This window comes from Burkholderia sp. BCC1999 (genome assembly GCF_905339975.1).
Classification (GTDB): Bacteria; Pseudomonadota; Gammaproteobacteria; order Burkholderiales; family Burkholderiaceae; genus Burkholderia.
Genome location: NZ_CAJPHP010000033.1, coordinates 52,146 through 73,415, shown reverse-complemented (window position 1 = coordinate 73,415; position 21,270 = coordinate 52,146). Strand labels below are relative to the sequence as shown.

Sequence of the window (21,270 nt, the reverse complement as noted above, 5' to 3'; positions counted from 1 at the left end):
TGCCGTACTGCGGCGATCTCGCCGTATTCCGCGGCTGCATTGTAACGATCTGGCGACGGCAGTCGAGCGAACAGCATCGGTACCGCACGGTCCGTCGCAACCACGGCATGCCGCGCGCCCTACCCCAACGCCTTCACCATCCGCTCCATCAACGCCAGCACCTCCGGCCGATTCTCGCCCTTCGCATGCACGAAGTGATACCTGAGCAGCGAATCGACTTCATGCCGGCTGACGCGAACGAGCGCGCTGCGCTTCAGGTACGCATCCGCGAGCGGCGTTCGCGCGAGCGCCACGCCGAGCCCCGCTTCGGCCGCCGCGAGGACGAGGTTGTAATCCTCGAACCGACGATCCTGCGCCCGCGGCTTGAACGGAATGCCGAGCCCGTCGAACCAGGTGCGCCAGCCCGTCACGTCGGAATCGTGCAGCAACGGCATGTCGAGCAGCGCGGCGTCGCCCGCCCGGCGGCGCGCCTTTGCCAGTTGCTCGGCAAGCCGCGGATGCGCAACCGGATACAGCCGCTCCGGCATGAACGCACGGGTTTCGAGCTGACGCCAGTTGCCGCGCCCGTAACGGATCGACAGATCGGCTTCGCCACCGGCGATATCGACGTTGCGCAGTTCGATGCCGAGCTCGATACGCAGCGCGGGCGCTTCGCTTTCGAGCACATGCTGTCGCTCCAACAGCCAGAGCTGCGCGAACGCGGGCACCACGCTCATCCGGACCAGTCGCGGCGTACGCGGCGAGCGCCACTGATCGGCCGCGCCGTCGATGATCGCGAACGCCTGCTCGATCCGGCCGACGAAGCGCTGCCCGTCCGGCGTCAGGCGCACGCCGCGCGCATGCCGCTCGAACAGCGCCATCCCGAGCCAGTTTTCGACGGCGGCGACCCGCCGGCTGATCGCGCCGTGCGTGACGCCGGAAACATCGGCGGCCGCGAGAAACGAACCCTCTCGCGCCACCGTGCAGACCGTCTCCAGGCTCGCGAGCGGCGGCCTCGGGCCGGGCACCGGCGCGGCGACCGACAGCGCGTCCACGACCTGACGCGCACGCACCGGACCGGCAGCCCGCCGCGAACCCGAGCTGTGAGCCATATTCATATCCGGGTGTTGATCTGTGCGCTAGCTTAACATCTCGCCACGCCGCACCATGGGTGCATGAATACCCTTTCCACATCGACGTCGCGCAGCGCGCGACAACCGCTCGTCGCGGCAGGCGCGGTCGCGTTCACGATCGTCTCGTGGGCGTCCGCTTTCCCGTTCATCCGGATCGGCCTGCACGGCCTCGCGCCACTGCAGCTCGCGTCGGCGCGCTTTGCGACCGCGGCACTGCTCGTGATCGCGTGGCTCGCATGGCGGCGACCGCCACTGCCGGCGAAAGGCGACGCGCTGCGCTTCGTCGCGTGCGGCTTTCTCGGCATCGCACTCTACAACGCACTGCTCAATACCGGCGAGCAGACCGTGTCGGCCGGCGCGGCGAGTTTCATCGTGAACACGCTGCCGATCTTCACCGCGCTGCTGGCCGCCGTGTTTCTGCGCGAGCGCTTCAATCGCTGGGGATGGCTCGGTTCGCTGGTCAGCCTGGCCGGCATCGCGGTGATCGCGCAAGGGCAGCCGGGCGGCCTCGTGCTCGGTTCGGGAAGCACGCTGATTCTCGGCGCGGCGCTGTGTTCGGCCAGCTATTTCGTGTTGCAGCGGCGGTTGATTCCCGTCTACGGCGCACTGACCTGTACCGCATACACGCTGCTGGCCGGCGCGGCGCTGCTCACGCCGTGGCTGCCCGGCGCGCTCGGGTCGCTCGCAGGTGGGTCGCGCGATACGACGCTCGCCGTCGTCGTGCTCGGCGTATTTCCCGCCGCGCTGGGTTATGCAACCTGGACCTTCGCGCTCGGCTATTTCGGCGCGGCGCGCGCGGCCAACTTCCTCTATCTGACGCCGGCGGTCGCGACGCTGCTGTCGATGGTGCTGACGGGCGAGCGGCCCGGCATCGCGACGGCATGCGGCGGCCTGCTGGCGATTGCCGGCGTGGTCTTCGTCGCATTACGCGGACGTTCGTAGCATCGCAACTATAGCGAATGTCCGTGCCGGCCCGTCGATCCGGAAACGGGCGGATCGAAAAGCCCTCCGGCCTCTGCGAAGCGGAATGGATCATCCGGGCCGTACAGTCCGCGCCCATTCGCTGATGTCGCAGGACTCGACCGTTAGTTGCATTACAACGCACGCAACCGTTGATGAAGCCAGCCGGCGAAACCGGATACGCAATCGCGAGTGACCAAACTGTGCAGACAAATCGACCGAACAGTTCCGGATTGACCGCGCATCAGTGTGCATGGCTTCGCCCCGGCGACCGGCCGAATAATGGATACGGCCGTAAGGCCATCGACAGCGAACCGCAGCCTGTGGCCCGCGGCAGCGCACGATTTCCGGCATCCGGAGCCTTCGACGTCCGGGCGTCGGCCCGCGCCGCGCCGGCCTGCTACGCGATTCGCCGCAGCGCGCAAAATCGGCTTCATATATATTCATACGAATTGCATGACATCCGGCGACGATTCGCCCGCTCGCCCGGGCGGCCGTCACACCACCGGACGCCATGCAAGTGAAGCCCGTGATGGCTATGGAGACTCGTCCGATCGCCCCGGCACGCTGGCCGGCCGGTCGAGACGTCAATAGAAAGACATTCAATTCGGAGATGGCAGATGGAACGAAGCACTGTCGGCATGCGCTGCAAACCCCTGATCACCGTTGCACTGGCTGCCGCTGCATTCGCGGCCGCGTCGACCGCAATGGCCGACCAGGTCGTGAAGATCGGCAGCGTCGAACCGACGACGGGCGGCATCTCGCACCTCGGCAAGGACAACGAGAACGGCGCGCGCCTCGCGGTCGAGGAAATCAACGCAAAGGGCCTGACGATCGGCGGCAAGAAGATCACGCTGCAGCTCGACGCGCAGGATGACGCGGCCGACCCGCGGCAGGCCACGCAGGTTGCGCAGAAGCTCGTCGACGACAAGGTCGTCGCCGTCATCGGCCACCTGAACTCGGGCACGTCGATCCCGGCATCGAAGATCTACAGCGACGCGGGCATCGTGCAGATCTCGCCGTCGGCCACGAACCCGACCTACACGCAGCAAGGCTTCAAGACGACCTACCGCGTCGTCGCGACCGATGCGCAGCAGGGTCCGGCGCTCGCGAGCTACGCGCAGGCAAAGGGCGTGAAGAGCGTCGCGGTGATCGACGATTCGACCGCGTACGGCCAGGGCCTCGCGAACGAGTTCGAGAAGAAGGCGAAGGCGCTCGGCCTGAAGGTGCTGTCGCACGACGCGACCAACGACAAGGCCGTCGACTTCCGCGCGATCCTGACGAAGGTCAAGGGCGAGAACCCCGACGCGATCATGTACGGCGGCATGGACGCAACCGGCGGCCCGCTCGCGAAGCAGGCGAAGCAGCTCGGCCTGCGCGCGAAGATCCTGTCCGGCGACGGCGTGTGCACCGACTCGCTGGCCGAACTGGCCGGCCCGGCGGCCGACAACGTGCTGTGCTCGCAGGCAGGCGCCGCGCTCGAGAAGATGCCGGGCGGCGCGGACTTCCTCGCGAAGTACCAGAAGCGTTTCAACCAGGGCATCAAGTTCGATGCGCCGTTCGCGTATGACGCGGTCTACATCGCCGTCGACGCGATGAAGCGTGCGAACTCGACCGACCCGGCGAAGATCCTCGCCGCGATGCCGTCGACGAAGTACGACGGCGTGATCGGCACGACGACGTTCGACGCGAAGGGCGACCTGACGCACGGGATCATCTCGATCTACGGCTACAAGAGCGGCAAGAAGACCTTCCTCGACCAGGTGAAGATGTAACCCGCCGCGGCGCCGGCACGACGGGAACGCCACCCGTCCACGCCGGCGCCGCGCGGGCCGATTTCTGATTCACGGAGACGAAGCATCATGTGTGCAATGGCGTATGCGGAATTTCAACAGGAGTTGAAGAAAGCGCAGTTGACGGCGCGCGAATTCGCCCGTCTGATCCGGATGAACGAAAGTTCGATCACGAACTATTCGAGCAAGGGCACCGTCCCGTCCCACCTCGCGGTCATCGCGAAACTGATCGGCACGCTGGCCGCGCACGAGATCGATTTCCGGCGCGTGATCCGGCAGATGCGGATCGAGCCGAAACGGCCGCGCGGCGTCGGCGTGTTTCCCGCGGTGGAAAAGCCGCGCGCGCGGAAGGCCGCGAAAGCCGACGCCTGAGCCTCGGCATGCGTCGCACGTGGCAACGAGATGGCCGCGCGACGCTCGATCGATACACCCTCACGGGCGATGCGACACGCGCCGCCCGATCGTTACCCCGCCGCCCGCACGTGATCGAGCAGCGCCTGCAACGGATGGCGCACCTGCTTCGACGACATGCGCTTCACCTGGCTGCGGCACGAATATCCGGTCGCCAGCGCCTCGCCTTCATCCTCCGGCCCGTCCACGTGCGTCGCCCACGACTGCGAATAGATCGTCTTCGACGTCGCGAGATTGCGCGCCTCGTGCCCGTACGTGCCCGACATCCCGCAGCATCCGGTCGACTCGACCTTCAAGCGCAGCCCGCACCGCGCGAACACCTGCGTCCATTGCTTGCCGCTGTCGGGCGCGTTGGTCTTCTCGGTACAGTGCGGCAGCAACCGGTACGAGCCGGTCGCACCATGCGTGCCGGCTTCCGGCAGCGCATGCAGCAACCACTCCTGCGGCAGCGCAACGTTCGGTACATCGCCGAGCCCCGTCACCTTCAGGTATTCCTGCCGGTACGTGAGCGTCATCGCCGGATCGAGGCCGACCAGCGCGACACCCGTGCGCGCCAGCGCGGCCAGTTGCGTCGCATTGCGGATCGCGGCCTTCTCGAACGCCTGCAGAAAGCCCTGCACGTGCAGCGCCTTGCCGTTCGGTGCGAGCGGTGCGAGCCAGACCTGAAAGCCCGTGCGCGCGGCCAGCTCGATCAGCGTCGCCAATTGCTCGGTATCGAAATAGCGTGTGAACGTGTCCTGCACGATGACGACGCTGCGCCCGCGCTGCGCGTCGCTCAGCGCGGCAAGCGCGTGCGGGTCGGCCGGCTTCACGTTCCATTGCCGGATCACGGCAGCAAGATCGAAGCGGCTCAGCAGCGGGCTGTCGACCATGCCGACCTGCCGTTCGAGCAGCGTGCGCACCCATCCCGCACGCATCAACCCGTTGTACAGCGCGGGGACGCGCGCCATCCACGGCATCGTGAATTCGAGCGAGCCGATCAGGTAGTCGCGCAGCGGCCGCAGGTAGCGCTGGTGATACAGCTCGAGAAAGCGCGAGCGGAACTCGGGCACGTTGACCTTCACGGGGCACTGCCCCGCGCACGACTTGCACGCGAGGCACCCGGCCATCGCGTCGTACACCTCGTGCGAGAAATCGGCGTCGCCGTTGCGCGCCGCGCGGCTGTTGCGCCAGCGCCCGGCCAGCCCGCGCAGGAACGGCTGCCGCGCCCGCGCCGCCGCGACGACGTCGATGCCGGCCTGTCCTTGCAGGCGCAACCATTCGCGCATCAGCGACGCACGCCCCTTCGGCGATTGCACGCGCTCGCGCGTCGCCTTCCACGACGGACACATCGCGTCGTCCGGATCGAAGTTGTAGCACGCGCCGTTGCCGTTGCAGTGCATCGCCGTGCCGTAGCTCTGCCACACGCGCTCGTCGATCTGCCGGTCGTGGTCGCCGCGCGTCGGCACTTCGTCGATCTTCAGCAGCCGCATCGTGTGGTCCGGCGGCGTCGCGATCTTGCCCGGGTTGAACTGGTTGCGCGGATCGAACGCGGCCTTCAACTGCTGCAGCGACGGATACAGCTCGCCGAAAAACGCCGGCGCGTACTCGGAGCGTACGCCCTTGCCGTGCTCGCCCCATAACAGGCCACCATGGCGCAGCGTCAGTTCGGCCACCGCGTCCGACACGGGCCGCACCAGCGCGGCCTGCTTCGGGTCCTTCATGTCGAGCGCCGGGCGCACGTGCAGCACGCCCGCGTCGACGTGACCGAACATCCCGTACTGCAGCCCGTGGCCGTCGAGCAGCGCGCGGAATTCGGCGATGTACGCGGCGAGGTTCTCGGGCGGCACCGCGGTGTCCTCGACGAACGGCTGCGGACGCGCCTCGCCCTGCACGTTGCCGAGCAGGCCGACCGCGCGCTTGCGCATCGCATACACGCGCTTCACCGCATCGTCGCCGGCCGCGAGCGTATGGCCGAGGCGCTCCACGCTCGTATCGGTGCGCAGATGCTCGACGAACGCGCGCACGCGCGCATCGACCTCGTCCGCATCGTCGCCGCTGAATTCGATCAGGTTGATGCCGAGCGTCGGGCGCGCGTCGTCCTGCGGAAAATACTCGGCGACGCTGCTCCACACGAAGTCCTTCATCGCGAGCATCAGCACCTTCGAGTCGACCGTCTCGATCGACAGCGGCTCATGCGCGAGCAGCGCACGCGCATCGCGCAATGCATCCATGAAGCCCGCATAGCGCACGTTGACCAGCACCGAAACCTTCGGGATCGGCAGCACGTTGAGCTTCGCCTCGACGACGAAGCCGAGCGAGCCTTCCGCGCCGCACAGCACGCTGTTCAGGTTGAAGCGGCCATCGGGTTCGCGCAGGTGCGCGAGGTCGTAGCCGGTCAGGCAGCGGTTGAGCTTCGGAAACTTCGCGTCGATCAGCGCCGCCTTGTCGTCGCTGATGCGGCGCGCGGTGCGATAAACCTTGCCGATGCGGTCCCGCCGCGCGCAACGGCGCTCCAATTCCTCGTCGTCAAGCGCGTCGCTGTGCAGCTGCTCGCCGCCCATCAGCACGAAATCGAGTTCGAGCACGTGGTCGCGCGTCTTGCCGTACGTGCAGCTGCCCTGCCCGCTCGCGTCGGTGTTGATCATCCCGCCGACGGTCGCGCGGTTCGACGTCGACAGCTCCGGCGCGAAAAACAGCCCGTGCGGCTTCAGCGCGGCATTGAGCTGATCCTTGACGACGCCTGCCTGCACGCGCACCCAGCGCTGCTCGACGTCGATTTCGAGGATCCGGTTCATGTTGCGCGACAGGTCGACGACGACGCCGTCGGTCAACGACTGCCCGTTGGTGCCCGTGCCGCCGCCGCGCGCGGCTACCGCGACGTCGTGATGCGCGGGTTCGGCCAGCAGCCGCGCCAGCAGCCGCACGTCATCGGCATGCGCGGGGCAGATCACCGCCTGCGGCAGGCGCTGGTAGATCGAGTTGTCGGTGGCCTGCACCGTCCGGTTCGCGTGGTCCGCGCGAATCTCCCCGGCAAATCCGGCGGCCCGCAGCGCGGCAAGAAAGTCGCGGTACGCGTTGGCGGGCGGGCGGGCGGGACGGGGCAACGGGGCGATCGACATGGGTAAAGGCGCAGTGTGGGTGGAGCCGGCCGATTCGCGCGCTCCGAAACATGATTTTTTGGCAAGTTTCCACGCGACCGGGAATTCCAGTATCTTCGGATATCCCTCGAGGAACAAACGAATTCTCATCCGGCGAATATTGCATAAAACTCATGAATTACCGTCGTCTGACCCCGTCGATGTCACTGCTGCTCGTGTTCGAGGCCGCCGCGCGGCATGAAAGCTACACGCGCGCGGCCGAGGAACTGTCGCTGAGCCAGAGCGCGATCAGCCGGCAGGTGCAGACGCTGGAGGATCAGCTCGGTGTCCCGCTGTTCCGGCGCGAGGGGCGCTCGGTGAAGCTGACCGAAGTCGGCCGCCGCTACTTCGCGGAACTGAGCGGCGCGCTCGGGCGCATCCGCGGCGCGACGCTGCAGGCGATGTCGCATCAGGCGGGCGCCGGCACGCTGCGGCTCGCCACGTTGCCGACCTTCGGCTCGAAATGGCTGCTGCCGCACCTGCATGACTTCTACACCGCGCATCCGGGCGTAACCGTGCACCTTCATTCGCGGATCGGCGCAATCGATTTTCTCAACGACGACCTCGACGCGGCCATCACCGTCGGCGCGGGCGACTGGCCCGGCCTGCACGCGCACCGGCTGTACAACGAGTTCCTGATTGCGATCGCGCCGCCCGACCCGGGCAGCGGCCGCAAGGCCGACGCGCGCACGCCGGCGTGGGCCGCGAAGCAGACGCTGCTGGGCGTGACGAGCAACCAGCAAGCATGGGCCGAGTGGTTCTCGCACTATCGGCTCGACCATCGCCAGATGCGCATCGGTCCGAGCTTCGAGCTGACGTCGCATCTGATCCAGGCCGTGCGCGCCGGGATGGGCATCGGGCTGGTGCCGAAGGTGCTGGTGGAGGATGAATTGAGCCGCGGCGAGCTCGTGTCGATCGGTGACGCGATTACGAGCCAGCGCAGCTACTACCTCGTCTATCCGCCGGGCAACGAGACGCTGCCGTCGCTCGTCGCATTCCGCGAATGGCTGCTGACGTCGTGCTGACGTGCGGCCGGCAGCGGGCCGCTCAGGTGCGCCATTCGCCGAGAATCTGCTCGGCCAGGTAATCGCACGGCGGGCGCGCGGACTGCGCGCTGCGCGCGAGCACGACCTCGATCTCGCCCAGTGCCGGCAGCCCGTGACTTTCGGAAAGCTGCATCAGGTGATCCGGAATGCAGCAGCGCGCCAGCGGCGCGACTGCGAGCCCGGCCTCCACCATGCTCAGCAGCCCGAGGTGGCTCGGGCTTTCGTACGACATCCGGTACGGGATCTTCTGCCGGTTCAGCGCCTTGACCGCCTGATCGCGCGCCATGCTGCCGCCGTGCGTAAAAAAAGCCACCGGCAGCGGCCGCTCTTCCCATACGTTGCGCTTCGGCGACCCTGCCCAGACGAGCGGCTCCATCCGGATCAGCTCGCCGGTCACGCCCTTGATCCGCGTGAGGCATGCGAGGTCGACCGTGTTGTCCTTCAGCATCGGCACGAGCGCGCTGCTCGGCTGGCCGATCACACGCAATTCAACGCGCGGATGCATCGCGGCGAATTTGCCGAGCACCTGCGGCAGCAGCGATGAAATGTAATCGTCCGGCACGCCGATCGTCACGCGGCCGCGGATCTCCGGGCGCACCACCGACGCCCATGCCTCGTCGCGCAGCGCGAGCATCCGGCGACCGTACTCGGCGAGCGTCGTGCCGTCGCCGGTCGGGCTCACGTTGCGCGTGTCGCGGATGAACAGCGGCTTGCCGAGCGCGTCTTCCAGCGCCTTGATCTGCATGCTCACCGCCGACGGCGACCGATGCACGGCCTGCGCGCCCTGCGCGAACGATCCGGTTTCGGCGACGGCCACCACCATCGCGAGCACATCGAGGTCGAGCTTTTTCATATTGCTTCAGGAAATCTGATCAATCGATTCAGTTTATCCCGTTTTACTGTTCACCTCCACAGCCGGACAATGAATCCCGTCAGCACTCACTCGATGCAGGAAGCGCAAACATGCAACCCTCCGGATCGCTCTACGGATTTCTCGCCATCGGCGGCATGCTCGCGGTCACGCCCGGGCCGAACATGGTCTACGTGATGTCGCGCTCGATCGCGCAGGGCCGCACGGCCGGGCTCATTTCACTGGCCGGCGTGATGATCGGCTACCTGTTCTACATGTTCGGCGCGGCGTTCGGCATCACGACGCTGTTCATGAGCGTGCCCTATGCAGGCAGCGTGCTGGGCGCGGTCGGCGCGGTCTACCTGCTGTACCTGGCGTGGCAGGCGGTCCGGCCCGGCGGACGTTCGCCGTTCGAGGTGCAGGCACTGCCGAACGAGCAGCCGATGCGCCTGCTCGCGATGGGCGCAACGACCAGCGTGCTGAACCCGAAGCTCGCGATGCTGTTCGTGTCGCTGCTGCCGCAGTTCATCGACTACCGGCAGGGCAGCGTGTTCGGCCAGTCGCTGTTTCTCGGGTCGCTGCTGATCGCCGCGTTTGCGTCGGCCAACGGGCTGGTGGCGATCTGCTCGAGCAGCATCGCGAAGTTCCTGCACGGACGCCCGACGCTGCTGCTCGCGCAGCGCTGGGCGATGGGGGCCGTGCTCGGCGGGCTCGGTGTGCAGATGGTCCTGGAAGCATCGAAGATGGCGGGGGTCGCGTGACGGCGGCCGGCACATGCGTCCAATGAAACCGGCCAGCCAGGCATGCCCGGCTGGCCGCGACGCGTCGGCGCCGCGCCGTCATTTCGTCAGCAACTCGGCCTCAAGCTTGCGCAGCCGCTCCGGAAACCGGAAGCGCAGCACCAGGAACCACGCGAGCCCGATCGCCAGCAGCGCGACGAACACATACGGCAGCCACGCATAAACACCGTCCGGCACCGGATACACGCTGCCGGCGAGCGGAATCGCGAGCAGCACGACCGCGACGATGCTGATCGCCACATGCCGCGCGCGCAGCCGGCGCTGCCGGCGCAAGTAGAGCGGCGCGCCGATCGCCACCAGCACGTATGCGAGCAGCCAGCCATACGTCGCGATCGAGCTGAGATAGCCGTACGAATCGAGCAGCGCAGTGCCGCGCGCGGTGAACACCAGCGCGGTGACGAGCGCCAACGCAGCAATCACCGCGACCGCGACGTGCGGCGTCGCGTTCCGCGCGTGCGCGCGCCCGGTCGACGCATGCAGCACACCCTGTCGCCCGAACGTATAGACGATGCGCGCCGCCGCGTTGATCGACGAGAAGAACGCCGCGAAGAAGCTCAGCGCGACGCCCGCGTCGATCAGCACGCCGATCCATCCGGCCCCCAGCCGGCGCGCGAGCACTGCAAGCGGGCCGTCGACCCGGTCGAGCGGCGGCGTCTGCCCATGGAACGCGCTCACCATCCCGTATGCGCCGATTACGAACAGCAGCGCGGGCCCGACTACGCTGATCAGCACCGCGCGCGGGATCGCGCGGAACGGGTCGCGCGCCTCGGCACCGAGCACGGTCGCGCTCTCGAAGCCGGTGAAGCTGAAGAACGCGAGCACCATGCCGAGCTGGAGTTGCGTCGGCTTCACGCCTTCGAGCGTCAGCTGCGCGCGGTCGACCGGATGCCCGCCGAACGCGATCGTCGCGATCACGACGACGGCGATCAGCAGCAGCGTCGCCAGCTCGACGAACAACGTGAAACGCGTGGAAAGCCGGATGTCGCGAAACGCGATGTACCAAGCGGCGAACGCGGTTACGACCGTGAGGCCGAGCACCGTGCCGACCGGTGTCGCGCCGCCGAGCAGCCCCGTTTCGCGACCGAGCACGAGGAACGTGTTGATCGTTCCTTGCAGGATGCCTGCCGCGGCCACCGCATAGGCGATCAGCAGCGACCAGCCGCAGATCGCGCCCCAGATCGGCCCGATACCGGCCGACACGTACGCATACAGCGCACCCGGCGACGCCGAATCGCGTGCGAACACCGAGATGCTCCACGACGAGAACAGCAGCGCGACGATCGCGAACAGGTAGGCGAGCCACGTGCCGTTGCCTGCCGTCGCGAACACGGCGGGGATCAGCACGCCGATTCCGCCGGACACGCCGACGAGGCCGATCGACTGCGCGATCAGTTCGGGCAGGCTCAGGTAGTTGCGCCGCAGGCCGCCTGCCTGCGGCGCGGTGTCCTGCAAAGGGAGCGCCTGTGCGGGGGTGGCTGGATGACTCATTGGTCTGTCTCGTCAGGAATGGCGCGGCGGCCATGTCCGCCGCCAAAACCGCGCGAAAACGCGCTGTCGTACGTATCTGAAAACTCCGCACCGTGTGCCGGTCAGTTCCACGAATGGCGCGCGGGCTTCACGCCGTTGAGGTAGTAGTTGCCGATCGCGTGGTACTTCCAGCGCACGGGGTCGTGCAGCGTATGCACGCGCGCGTTGCGCCAGTGCCGATCGAAGTTGTATTTCGCGAGTGTCGACTTGCTGCCGCCGAGTTCGAACAGCTTGCTCGCGGCCAGCAGCGACACTTCGGTCGTCGCGATCTTCGCTTCGCCGACCGCGATCGCGGCATGCGCGACCGTTTCCTCGTCCGGCCCGTGCTTCGCCGCGTCGACGAACCGCCCCGAACGCGCGAGCAGCGCTTCGGCCGCGTGGATGCGGTACGCGATGTCGCCGATCTGCGCGACGGTCAGCGGGTCGTCGCTCGCGCGTTCGACGCCGCTGTCGATCCACGGGCGCGCGTGCTGCTGCACGAACGCGATCGTGTCCTGCAGCGCGGCGCGCGCGATGCCGAGATCGATCGCGGCAGTCGTGATCTGCGCGAATGGGCCCGCGAAGGTCGGGCGGTCGTACGAGCGCTGCGTGTGAAATATCTCGAACGGGCTCACGCGCACGTTCTCGACGATCACCGTGCCGCTCGCGGTCGTGCGCTGCCCGAAGCCGCTCCAGTCGTCCACCACGGTCAGCCCCGGCGCGCCCTGCCGCACGAACGCGAGCACCGCCTGGTCCGACTCGTCGAGCGCGAGCACCGGAATCCAGTGCGCGAACAGCGTGCCGGTCGAATAGAACTTGCGGCCGTTCAGCACGAACGCGTCGCCGTCGCGGCGCACGCGCGTCTGGATATCGAGCACGTTCTTGCCGCCGGCCTCGGAAAACGCATTGCCGTAGCGCGTACCCTTCAGCACGAGGTCGAAGAAGAAGCGTTTCTGCTCACCGCTGCCTTCGAGACGGATGTCTTCGATCAGGCAGTAGTGATTCTGCGGAATCTGGCCGAGTGACGGATCGGCCTGCGACACGATCGCGATCACTTCCGCGAGCGTCACGCTCGACACTTCCGCGCCGCCGTATTCGCGCGGGACGGTGATGCCCCACAGGCCGCTCGACGAAAACAGTTCGATCTCGTCGAACGGCAGTTTCCGCTCGCGGTCACGCAGCGCCGCGTGCTCCTGAAGTTGCGCGGCGATGCGATGCGCGACGTCGATCGCTTCGGCATCGGAGCCGATCACGGGAACGTGGTGGGTTTCTGGTTGCTGCGATGCACGTGCTTCGATGATTTCCGTGGACATAAGATTTCCGGCAAAACCCCTGAACCGGCCGACGATGCCGCGAAGGCATGCGTCGGCCTCCTGTTTCAATTTCCTCAACGTCGAGCCGGGCCGGTCTGTGATGACAGTCGCCAGCCGGCCCGCTTCAATCGACCCGCTTCACGCAGCCACTGCCTGCCGCTGCGCTTCGAGTTCGCGCACGAGCGGCAGTACGCGCCGGCCGAAGTACTCGACTTCCTCGATGAAGTGCAGGAACCCCGCGAGTACGAGATCGACGCCGATCGCCTTCAGCGCGACGATCCGCTCGGCAATCTGCTGCGGCGTGCCGATCAGGTTCGTGCGGAAGCCGTCGTTGTACTGAACGAGATCTTCGAACGTCGATTTCGCCCAGTTGCCCTCGCCTTCGGGCGATGCCTTGCCGGCCTCCTTCACCGCATCGCCGAACGCGTGCACGGCCTCGACGTGCGCGTGCCGGATGATGTCGTCGAGCACGGCCTGCGCCTCTTCCTCGGTGTCGCGCGCGATCACGAACGCGTTGACGCCGATCCGCACGCGATGGTTGTTCGCGGCCGCCTTCGCGCGGATGTCGTCGATCTGCGCCTTCAGGTTCTCCGGCGTATTGCCGTTCGTGAAATACCAGTCCGACACGCTCGCCGCGTTGTCGCGCGCCGCGCGCGAGCTGCCGCCCTGGAAGATTTCCGGATGCGGCTTCTGCACCGGCTTCGGGCTCAGCGTGTAGTCGTTGAAGCGGTAGAAGTCGCCCTTGAACGTGAAGTTGTCCTGCGTCCAGATGCCTTTCAGCGCCTGGATGAATTCCTTCGAGCGCCGATAGCGCTCATCGTGTTCGAGCCACGGCTCGCCGATCGCGGTGAATTCGCCCTTGAACCAGCCGCTCACGACGTTGATCGCAATGCGCCCGTTCGAGATGTGGTCGATCGTCGCGAGTTGCTTCGCGACCACGGCCGGATGCCACGGCCCCGGCAGGATCGCGGCGAGCACCTTGAGCTTCGTCGTCGCATGCAGCAGCGCCTGGCTGAACGACACCGACTCGTGCTGGTATTCGGCGCCGTAACCGGCCGTGAAGCGGATCTGGCTCAGCGCGTAGTCGAAGCCGGCCGCCTCGGCCGTGCGCGCGAGCTGCTGGTTGTATTCGAGGCTCCAGTCGGTGCGCTGCTCGATCGTGCTGACGACGAGGCCGCCGCTGACGTTCGGCACCCAGTACGCGAATTTGACGCCGTCGGCGGAAGGGTCGGTAAGGCTCATGAAGGTGTCCTGGTCGAAGGAGAAACGGAAGCGGCCTACGCGGCCACGGTGGAAAGCGCATGCGGGCGCAGTTGCGGCACGGCGCGATCGACGGCGAGCGCGATGCGCTCGCGCAGCGCCGGGTTCGCGATCCGGTACTGGTCGAAATCGCTTTCGGACGCGTACACGCCGATCGGCAGCGTGCGCGCCTGGAAGAAGCTGAACAGCGGCCGCAGTTGATGGTCGATCACGAGCGCATGTCGCTCGCTGCCGCCGGTGGCCGCGAGCAGCACGGGCACGTCGACGAGCGCGTCGTGGCGCACGAGGTCGAACAGGTGCTTGAACAGGCCCGTGTATGACGCCCGATAGACCGGGCTCGCGACAACGAGCGCGTCGGCCGTCTCGATCGCGCGGATCAGTGCTTCGAGGTCGGCCGGCACCTGCGCGCGCGTCAGCGCGCCGGCCAGCCGGCTGCCGATCTCGCCGAGTTCGATCAGCCGCGTATCGATCGGCAGCGCGGCGCCAAGTGCCGCGACGATCTCGTTGGTCAGCGCAAGCGTGCGCGACGGCCGTTGCAAGCTGCCCGATATCGCGACCACGTTGAGGGTGTTGCTCATGCGATGCGTTCCCGTTGTCGAGCCGCGTGTCGATGCGGCGATACCGTTTCGGGTCAGCAAGGAGCGTGCCATTCGCACGGCTGTCTCGCGGCGCGATCGTCTGCATCGCGAAGTTTCGTGCGATCGCCCGCCTGGCGCGGCATTCGCTCAAATGCGCGAGCGCGGCAAGCGCTCCGGTGCGCGTGTCACATCGATATTCCACGGCGTGATGAACCGGGTGAAGCGATCGTGCTTGCGAACTGCTGCTCAGGAAGCAGCGCATCGCACGCCATGACATCGAATTCGACGTTCATGCATCGGCGCAACCCCGCTCACCCGCACCATTGCAGGTTCCGCAGCAATCGCGCTTTGGTTATCAGAAATCGATGCTTTTCGCGCGTGGCGAAACGTTGAACACTCTGCTGACCACGCAGCAGCCGGACTCACTGCGCCCGTCGGCACGGGTCCGGCTCACCCGGCTCACCCGGCCATTCAACGGTTCATCGCCATGACTTCCATTTCCGCATCCTCGCGCCCGCTCAACCTTCGTGTCGTCACCACCGCTCGCAACGAGTCGCACGCGCACGATCCGTCCGGCCTGCCCGCTGCGGAACGCACCGCCTCGGTCCTGACGTTGCCCGGACGCCCCGCACAGGCCCGCGCGCGGGCGCAGGTGTTTGCCGATCCGCGTTCGCTCGCACTGCTCGAACAGGTGCGTCGTGTCGCACCAAGCGACGCGAACGTGCTGATCGTCGGCGAGACGGGCACCGGCAAGGAACTGATCGCGCGCCACGTGCACGATCTCGGCGATCGCCGCGACGGGCCGTTCGTCGCGGTAAATTGCGGCGCGTTCTCCGACACGCTCGTCGACAGCGAACTGTTCGGCCACGAGAAAGGCGCGTTTACGGGTGCCGTCAGCGCGAAGCCCGGCTGGTTCGAAGCCGCGCATGGCGGCACGCTGTTTCTCGACGAGATCGGCGACCTGCCGCTGTCGATGCAGGTCAAGCTGCTGCGCGTACTGCAGGAGCGCGAGGTCGTGCGGCTCGGTTCACGCACGGGCATTCCGGTCGACGTGCGCGTGGTCGCGGCGACCAACGTCGATCTGCAACAGGCGGTGGCGGCCGGGCATTTCCGCGGCGACCTGTACTACCGGCTCAACGTCGTGCAGCTCGCGGTACCGCCGCTGCGCGAGCGGCCGGGCGACATCCTGCCGCTCGCGCGTCACTTCTTCGACGGCTATCGCGCGCGCCTCGAAAACGGGCCGCGCAGCATCGACCCGCGCGCCGAGCGCCGGCTCCTGTCGCATCACTGGTCCGGCAATATCCGCGAACTGGAGAACGTGATCCATCACGCACTGCTCGTGAGCCGCCACGATGTGCTGCGCGACACCGACCTGCACCTTGCGCCGCCATGCGCGCCACCGGCCGTCGTGGATGCGCCGGAGCCGTCCGCCCACACCCAGGCGGCGTTCGAACATGCGCTGCGCGACCTGTTCGACGACGGACACGGCAACCTCTTCGAACACATCGAGGACATGGTGATGCGCGTCGCGTTCGACTTCAGCCACCGCAACCAGATCCGGGCCGCGCAGTTGCTCGGCATCAGCCGCAACGTGCTGCGCGCGCGACTGATCCGCGCGAAGGTCATTGCGGCGCTGAAGTGAGCGCAGCCGAGGGCGCGATCGCGCCGCAATCCGTGCATTGACGTCCGAACCTGATGTATCGTGGCGCGAAGCAAGTGCTTCGTTGCCGCTTCCGCATCCGGTCGCCCGTCACGCAACCGTCCGCGCCCGGCGACCGGGCACCCGCACGATTCTCCCCAATACGAAAGCCGGCCGGCGCCCGTGCAGGCTCGGCCGCGCCCCGTTCACCCGTCCGGAATCCGTCGCCATGAAAAAGCTTGTGAACCGCCCGTCCGATGTCGTGCGAGAAATGCTGGAAGGCATCGCGCGGCAATCGCCGCATCTCGCGATCCTCGGCGACGAGCACGTGCTCGTCCGCCAGCCGCTGCCCGAACCGTCCCAGCGCCCCGTCGCGATCCTGTCCGGCGGCGGCAGCGGCCACGAGCCCGCACACGGCGGCTATGTCGGCGAAGGGATGCTGAGCGCGGCCGTCTGCGGCGAAGTGTTCACGTCGCCGTCCACCGACGCCGTGCTCGCCGCGATCCGCGCGAGCGCCGGCCCCAACGGCGCGCTACTGATCGTGAAGAACTACACGGGCGACCGGCTCAATTTCGGGCTCGCCGCCGAGCTTGCACGCGCCGAAGGCATTCCGGTCGAAACGGTCATCGTCGCCGACGACGTATCGCTGCGCGGCCGTGTCGACCGCGGCCAGCGGCGCGGGATCGCCGGCACCGTGCTGATCCACAAGCTCGCCGGCGCGGCCGCCGCGCGCGGGCTGCCGCTTGCCCGCGTCGCGGCCATCGCGCGCGACGCGGCGGCCGAGCTCGGCACGATGGGCGTCGCGCTCGACGGCTGCACGATCCCGGGCGCCGACAAATCGGGCTTCAGCCTCGGCGATCACGAGATCGAGCTCGGTCTCGGCATTCACGGCGAAAAAGGTGTCGAACGCCGTGCGCCGCTGCCGGCCGACGCGCTGGTCGACACGCTGCTGTCGAGCATCGCCGCCGATCTCGTGCTCGACCGCGGCGAACGCGTCGCGCTGTTCGTCAACGGTCTCGGCGCAACGCCGGACATGGAGCTCGCGATCGTGCTGCGCGCCGCGTACGACAACCTGGCCCGGCGCGGCATCGTCGTCGCGCGTGCGTGGGCCGGCACGTTCCTGTCCGCGCTGAACATGCCCGGCTGCTCGATCTCGGTGCTGCGGCTGAACGACGAACGCGCGTCGCTGCTCGACGCGCCGACCCAGGCGCGTGCGTGGCCGGGCGGCGGCGCAGTGAATGCGCAGATCCGCGTGGCCGCAGCCGCGTCGCAGGATGCACCGCTGCCGCCGCTCGATGCGGCCGGCCGCGCATGGGCCGCGCGTCTGCAGCCGGCGCTGCAGGCAGTTGCACAAACGCTGATCGACCACGAGCAGACGCTGACGGATCTCGATGCGGCGGCCGGCGACGGCGACCTCGGCGCAAGCATGCTGCGCGCCGCGCAAGCGATCCTCGCGTTGCCCGAGACCGCCTACGCCACGCCGGCCGGCGCACTCGCGGCGCTCGGCGCGGCGTTGCGCCGCGCGATCGCCGGCAGCTCCGGGCCGTTCTATGCAACCGCGCTGCTGCGCGCGGCGCGCAGGCTGGCGGATGTCGCCGAGCCGTCGGCGCGCGACTGGGCCGCGGCATTCCGCGCGGCCGTGGATTCGATCAGTGAACTGGGTGGCGCGCATGCCGGCGACCGGACGATGCTCGATGCGCTGATGCCGGCCGTCGACGCATTCAGTCGCGCGCTCGACAGCGATCGCGACACCGCAAGCGCATGGACGGCGGCCGTCGAAGCGGCAGTCGAAGGCGCGGAGGCCACCGCGCGCATGACACCGCGCGCGGGGCGTGCGAGCTATCTCGGCGAGCGCGCGATCGGCACGCCCGATGGCGGCGCGGTAGCCGTGTCTTATTGGTTGGGTGCGTTGCAGCCGCACGTGCGCTGAGCGGCGACTCGCGCGATGCGGGAAGGCGGCCACGCCGCCCGCATCAGCCTGCCTTCATCCGCCCAGGCAACAGCATCGCGCCGACCAGCGCCGCGCCGAAACTCGCGAGCCAGCACCAGTAGCCGATCGCATCGAGATGAACCGGTTCGACGGTGCCCGCTTCGTTCACGACGATCTGGTGCTGCGACAGGAAGCTCAGCCCGAACAGCAGCGCGAGCGCGGCCAGCACGGCCGACTGCACACGCAGGCGCTTCACGGTCAGCAACCACGCGCCGAACACGAGCGGGTTCGCGAGCCACGCAAAGATGCCGCCGAGCACGCCCATCCAGCCCGTCAACAGCACCTGCCAGCCATCGGCCCACGGGTGCGGGTCCGGCGCGCCGACGCGGAACGGCGCGGTGAACATCGCGACGAGATAGCACAGCATGCTGGCGGCGAGCAGCGCGGTGGCCGCGCGGCCCATCGGCTCACGGATGGGCCCGGAGGAAGGCGTCGTCGGGTTCATGGTGTCATCGCGTGCGGGAGATCGTCGCGATTCTGCCATACGCGGGCCGGCCGCCCTTCGGCTCGACGACTTCACCGGTACCGCGCCGCCGGCGCATCGGCCCGCGCCTGCCGGCGCCCGGCCGCGTGCCGCAGGCGGCTTCGCGCCCGCTCAGCGGGACACGGCGGCGGCGGCCGCCGCCCCATTCGCCCGCACGCGCTTCGCCGGATGGGTTTCCGGCATCCGCCAGTACACGAGCAGCGAAATCGCCGCGCAGGCCGCGACGTACCAAAAGAACATCGTCTCGCTGCCGCTCGCCTTCAGCCGCAGTGCGACGAACTCGGTCGTGCCGCCGAGGATCGCCGTCGTCAGCGCATACGGCAGCCCGACCGCCAGCGCACGGATCTGCGGCGGGAACAGCTCGGCCTTGACCAGCATGTGCACCGACGTGAACCCGCTCAGCACGACGAGCCCCGCGAACACCAGCGCGAACGCGGCGAGCGGATCGTGCACGTGTGCGAGCGTCGTGAAGATCGGCACGGACAGCAGCGTGCCGCCGATCCCGAACCACAGCAGCACGGGCCGCCGGCCGACGCGGTCCGACACGAGGCCGAACAGCGGCTGCAGCGGCATGTACAGCAGCAGCGCGGCCGAGCAGATCCAGGTCGCCGCTTCCTTGTGCAGCCCGACCGAGTTGACGAGGTATTTCTGCATGTAGACGGTGTACGTGTAGAACGCGACGGTGCCGCCGATCGTGATGCCGATCGCGAGCAGCAGTTCGCGCCAGTGGGCCGCGAGATCGGCCGACACGCACGTCTTCGCCGCACGCGCGCGGCTGGCCATGAACGCGTCGCTCTCGACGACGTTGCGGCGCATGTACAGCGCGAACAGCGCGAGCACGCCGCCGACGAAGAACGGGATCCGCCAGCCCCAGCGTTCGATGTCGTGCGTGCCGGCGAAGATCCGCTGCATCGCGAGCATCAGGCCGAGCGCGACGAGCTGGCCGGCCACCACGCTCACCTGCAGGAAGCCGACGTAGAAGCCGCGCCGGTTCGGCGGCGCGATCTCGCTCAGGTAGGTTGCGCTGGTGCCGTATTCGCCGCCCATGCTGAGCCCCTGCAGCAACCTTGCGGCAACGAGCAGCACCGGTGCGAGCACGCCGATCGTCGCGTAGCCGGGCGTGACGGCGATCAGCATCGATCCCGCGCACATCGCGAGCACCGACTTCGTCAGCGCGGCCTTGCGCCCGCGTCGGTCCGCATACAGGCCGACGAGCCAGCTTCCCGCCGGCCGTGCGATATACCCGACGGCCGCGATCGCCGCGGTGTTCATCAACTGCACGGTCGGCCGGTCGGCGGGAAAGAACGACGGCGCGAAGTAGATCGAGAAGATGCTGTAGGCGAGAAAGTCGTACCACTCGATCAGGTTGCCGGCCAGCCCGCCGACGATCGAACCGATGCGCGGCGGTTCGCCGGCGGCTTCGGGAGAAGAAGTTGCCACGGTTGTCTCCAGGTTTTTTTTCGTATGTGCCGGGCGGCTGCCGACGCCGCCCGTGCCGCCTGCCGATGCGCGTTATGCGCGTTATGCGCGGTCGGCCGCGTAGCGGGCGTCGAGCGCGTCGAAGCGCGCCTTGTCGACGAGCCGCTGCCGTTCGGCGAACGGCGCGACGAGCGCGGGATTCTCGTCGAGCCGGCCCGTGTCGCGCAGTTCCGTCAGCGCGGCCTGCATCCCGTGCACCGCGCCCTGCAGCGCCGCGTTCGCATACAGCACCACGCCGTAGCCGAGGCGCGCGAGCGCGTCGCGTGAACGCGTCGGCGTCTTGCCGCCGATCACGATGTTGATGAGCTGCGGCGTATCGAACAGCGCCGGCAGACGCTCAACGTCCTCCGGCGACTCCATCGCCTCGATGAACAGCACGTCGGCGCCCGCTTCCGCGTAACGATGGGCGCGCTCGATCGCGTCGTCGATGCCGTGGACCGCGGCCGCATCGGTGCGCGCGACGATCAGCAGGTTCGGATCCACGCGCGCGTCGACGGCCGCTCTCAGCTTGCCGACCATCTCGCCGGCCGCAATCACTTCCTTGCCCGCGAAATGGCCGCACTTCTTCGGCAGCACCTGGTCTTCCAGCTGGATCGCGTCGGCGCCGCTGCGCTCGAGCGTACGCACCGTGTGCAGCACGTTCAGCGCATTGCCGAAGCCGGTATCGGCGTCGACCATCAGCGGCAGCTCGACCGTATCGCGCGCGCGCGCGGTGTGTTCGGCCAGCTCGCCGAGCCCGACGAAGCCGAGATCGGGCAGGCCGAGCGACATGTTGGTGACGCCCGCGCCGCTCAAGTACAGTGCGCCGAAGCCGAGATCGGCTGCGATACGGGCGCTGAGCGCATTGAACGTGCCGGCGACGAGCAGCCCCTGGCGGGCGGCGATGCTGCGCCGGAACCCGGCGCGACGAATTGCGGTGTGATCGGACAT

The 21,270-nt window shown here is 68.0% G+C and carries 17 protein-coding genes; 7 read left to right on the top strand and 10 right to left on the bottom strand.

Annotated features, from left to right (window positions below; genetic code table 11):
• Nucleotides 1-119: 119 nt before the first annotated feature.
• On the bottom strand, nt 120-1,097 hold the full coding sequence (locus U5809_RS32370) for a LysR substrate-binding domain-containing protein (RefSeq protein WP_322089531.1): 978 nt from the start codon (nt 1,095-1,097) through the stop codon (nt 120-122).
• 57 nt (nt 1,098-1,154) lie between these two features.
• Here U5809_RS32370 and U5809_RS32365 point away from each other — a divergent pair, with 57 nt between their 5' ends.
• The 3 genes from U5809_RS32365 to U5809_RS32355 all read left to right on the top strand — a co-directional run bounded on the left by U5809_RS32365 (nt 1,155) and on the right by U5809_RS32355 (nt 4,237).
• Entirely contained in the window at nt 1,155-2,054 is a 900-nt protein-coding gene (locus U5809_RS32365) for a DMT family transporter (protein ID WP_322089530.1), read from the top strand.
• 638 nt (nt 2,055-2,692) lie between these two features.
• A complete protein-coding gene (locus U5809_RS32360) occupies nt 2,693-3,847 on the top strand; it encodes a branched-chain amino acid ABC transporter substrate-binding protein (protein ID WP_282512349.1) in 1,155 nt (384 codons plus the stop codon).
• Between the two features lie 87 nt (nt 3,848-3,934).
• Nucleotides 3,935-4,237, top strand: a complete 303-nt coding sequence (locus U5809_RS32355; protein ID WP_322089529.1) for an XRE family transcriptional regulator — start codon at nt 3,935-3,937, stop codon at nt 4,235-4,237.
• Between the two features lie 92 nt (nt 4,238-4,329).
• Here U5809_RS32355 and U5809_RS32350 read toward each other — a convergent pair whose 3' ends face one another.
• Nucleotides 4,330-7,377, bottom strand: coding sequence for an FAD-binding and (Fe-S)-binding domain-containing protein (locus U5809_RS32350; protein WP_322089528.1), 3,048 nt, complete (start codon nt 7,375-7,377; stop codon nt 4,330-4,332).
• Nucleotides 7,378-7,529: 152 nt separating this feature from the next.
• On the opposite strand from U5809_RS32350, the gene U5809_RS32345 reads away from it, so the two are divergent.
• Nucleotides 7,530-8,420 (top strand): LysR substrate-binding domain-containing protein, encoded by an 891-nt coding sequence (locus U5809_RS32345; RefSeq protein ID WP_282512353.1) that lies wholly within the window; start codon nt 7,530-7,532, stop codon nt 8,418-8,420.
• A 22-nt stretch (nt 8,421-8,442) separates the two neighbouring features.
• Here the strand turns inward: U5809_RS32345 and U5809_RS32340 are convergent, their stop codons facing one another.
• Entirely contained in the window at nt 8,443-9,294 is an 852-nt protein-coding gene (locus tag U5809_RS32340; protein ID WP_322089527.1) for a LysR substrate-binding domain-containing protein, read from the bottom strand.
• A 110-nt stretch (nt 9,295-9,404) separates the two neighbouring features.
• On the opposite strand from U5809_RS32340, the gene U5809_RS32335 reads away from it, so the two are divergent.
• Nucleotides 9,405-10,052: a LysE family translocator gene (locus U5809_RS32335; protein WP_322089526.1), complete on the top strand. Its 648-nt coding sequence runs from the start codon at nt 9,405-9,407 to the stop codon at nt 10,050-10,052.
• Between the two features lie 78 nt (nt 10,053-10,130).
• Here U5809_RS32335 and U5809_RS32330 read toward each other — a convergent pair whose 3' ends face one another.
• The 4 genes from U5809_RS32330 to msuE form a co-directional block, all read right to left on the bottom strand.
• Nucleotides 10,131-11,579: an APC family permease gene (locus U5809_RS32330; protein ID WP_322089525.1), complete on the bottom strand. Its 1,449-nt coding sequence runs from the start codon at nt 11,577-11,579 to the stop codon at nt 10,131-10,133.
• Between the two features lie 101 nt (nt 11,580-11,680).
• On the bottom strand, nt 11,681-12,910 hold the full coding sequence (locus tag U5809_RS32325; RefSeq protein ID WP_322089524.1) for an SfnB family sulfur acquisition oxidoreductase: 1,230 nt from the start codon (nt 12,908-12,910) through the stop codon (nt 11,681-11,683).
• Nucleotides 12,911-13,048: 138 nt separating this feature from the next.
• A complete protein-coding gene (gene sfnG, locus U5809_RS32320) occupies nt 13,049-14,152 on the bottom strand; it encodes a dimethylsulfone monooxygenase SfnG (protein ID WP_322089523.1) in 1,104 nt (367 codons plus the stop codon).
• Between the two features lie 35 nt (nt 14,153-14,187).
• The gene (gene msuE / locus U5809_RS32315; protein ID WP_322089522.1) at nt 14,188-14,748 is read right to left on the bottom strand and encodes an FMN reductase; all 561 of its coding nucleotides are present in this window, start codon (nt 14,746-14,748) and stop codon (nt 14,188-14,190) included.
• Nucleotides 14,749-15,235: 487 nt separating this feature from the next.
• On the opposite strand from msuE, the gene U5809_RS32310 reads away from it, so the two are divergent.
• The gene (locus U5809_RS32310; protein WP_322089521.1) at nt 15,236-16,390 is read left to right on the top strand and encodes a sigma-54 interaction domain-containing protein; all 1,155 of its coding nucleotides are present in this window, start codon (nt 15,236-15,238) and stop codon (nt 16,388-16,390) included.
• Nucleotides 16,391-16,616: 226 nt separating this feature from the next.
• A complete protein-coding gene (locus tag U5809_RS32305) occupies nt 16,617-18,317 on the top strand; it encodes a dihydroxyacetone kinase family protein (RefSeq protein ID WP_322089520.1) in 1,701 nt (566 codons plus the stop codon).
• Between the two features lie 43 nt (nt 18,318-18,360).
• Here U5809_RS32305 and U5809_RS32300 read toward each other — a convergent pair whose 3' ends face one another.
• The 3 genes from U5809_RS32300 to U5809_RS32290 all read right to left on the bottom strand — a co-directional run bounded on the left by U5809_RS32300 (nt 18,361) and on the right by U5809_RS32290 (nt 21,270).
• A complete protein-coding gene (locus U5809_RS32300; protein ID WP_322089519.1) occupies nt 18,361-18,822 on the bottom strand; it encodes a hypothetical protein in 462 nt (153 codons plus the stop codon).
• A 150-nt stretch (nt 18,823-18,972) separates the two neighbouring features.
• A complete protein-coding gene (locus tag U5809_RS32295; protein ID WP_322089518.1) occupies nt 18,973-20,301 on the bottom strand; it encodes an MFS transporter in 1,329 nt (442 codons plus the stop codon).
• Nucleotides 20,302-20,382: 81 nt separating this feature from the next.
• Entirely contained in the window at nt 20,383-21,270 is an 888-nt protein-coding gene (locus tag U5809_RS32290) for an oxaloacetate decarboxylase (protein WP_322089517.1), read from the bottom strand.

Coding starts and splice junctions, on each gene's coding strand:
- U5809_RS32370 (WP_322089531.1), bottom strand. CDS start 1,097: ATGAATATGGCTCACAGCTCGGGTTCGCGGCGGGCTGCCGGTCCGGTG.
- U5809_RS32365 (WP_322089530.1), top strand. CDS start 1,155: ATGAATACCCTTTCCACATCGACGTCGCGCAGCGCGCGACAACCGCTC.
- U5809_RS32360 (WP_282512349.1), top strand. CDS start 2,693: ATGGAACGAAGCACTGTCGGCATGCGCTGCAAACCCCTGATCACCGTT.
- U5809_RS32355 (WP_322089529.1), top strand. CDS start 3,935: ATGTGTGCAATGGCGTATGCGGAATTTCAACAGGAGTTGAAGAAAGCG.
- U5809_RS32350 (WP_322089528.1), bottom strand. CDS start 7,377: ATGTCGATCGCCCCGTTGCCCCGTCCCGCCCGCCCGCCCGCCAACGCG.
- U5809_RS32345 (WP_282512353.1), top strand. CDS start 7,530: ATGAATTACCGTCGTCTGACCCCGTCGATGTCACTGCTGCTCGTGTTC.
- U5809_RS32340 (WP_322089527.1), bottom strand. CDS start 9,294: ATGAAAAAGCTCGACCTCGATGTGCTCGCGATGGTGGTGGCCGTCGCC.
- U5809_RS32335 (WP_322089526.1), top strand. CDS start 9,405: ATGCAACCCTCCGGATCGCTCTACGGATTTCTCGCCATCGGCGGCATG.
- U5809_RS32330 (WP_322089525.1), bottom strand. CDS start 11,579: ATGAGTCATCCAGCCACCCCCGCACAGGCGCTCCCTTTGCAGGACACC.
- U5809_RS32325 (WP_322089524.1), bottom strand. CDS start 12,910: ATGTCCACGGAAATCATCGAAGCACGTGCATCGCAGCAACCAGAAACC.
- sfnG (WP_322089523.1), bottom strand. CDS start 14,152: ATGAGCCTTACCGACCCTTCCGCCGACGGCGTCAAATTCGCGTACTGG.
- msuE (WP_322089522.1), bottom strand. CDS start 14,748: ATGAGCAACACCCTCAACGTGGTCGCGATATCGGGCAGCTTGCAACGG.
- U5809_RS32310 (WP_322089521.1), top strand. CDS start 15,236: ATGACTTCCATTTCCGCATCCTCGCGCCCGCTCAACCTTCGTGTCGTC.
- U5809_RS32305 (WP_322089520.1), top strand. CDS start 16,617: ATGAAAAAGCTTGTGAACCGCCCGTCCGATGTCGTGCGAGAAATGCTG.
- U5809_RS32300 (WP_322089519.1), bottom strand. CDS start 18,822: ATGAACCCGACGACGCCTTCCTCCGGGCCCATCCGTGAGCCGATGGGC.
- U5809_RS32290 (WP_322089517.1), bottom strand. CDS start 21,270: ATGTCCGATCACACCGCAATTCGTCGCGCCGGGTTCCGGCGCAGCATC.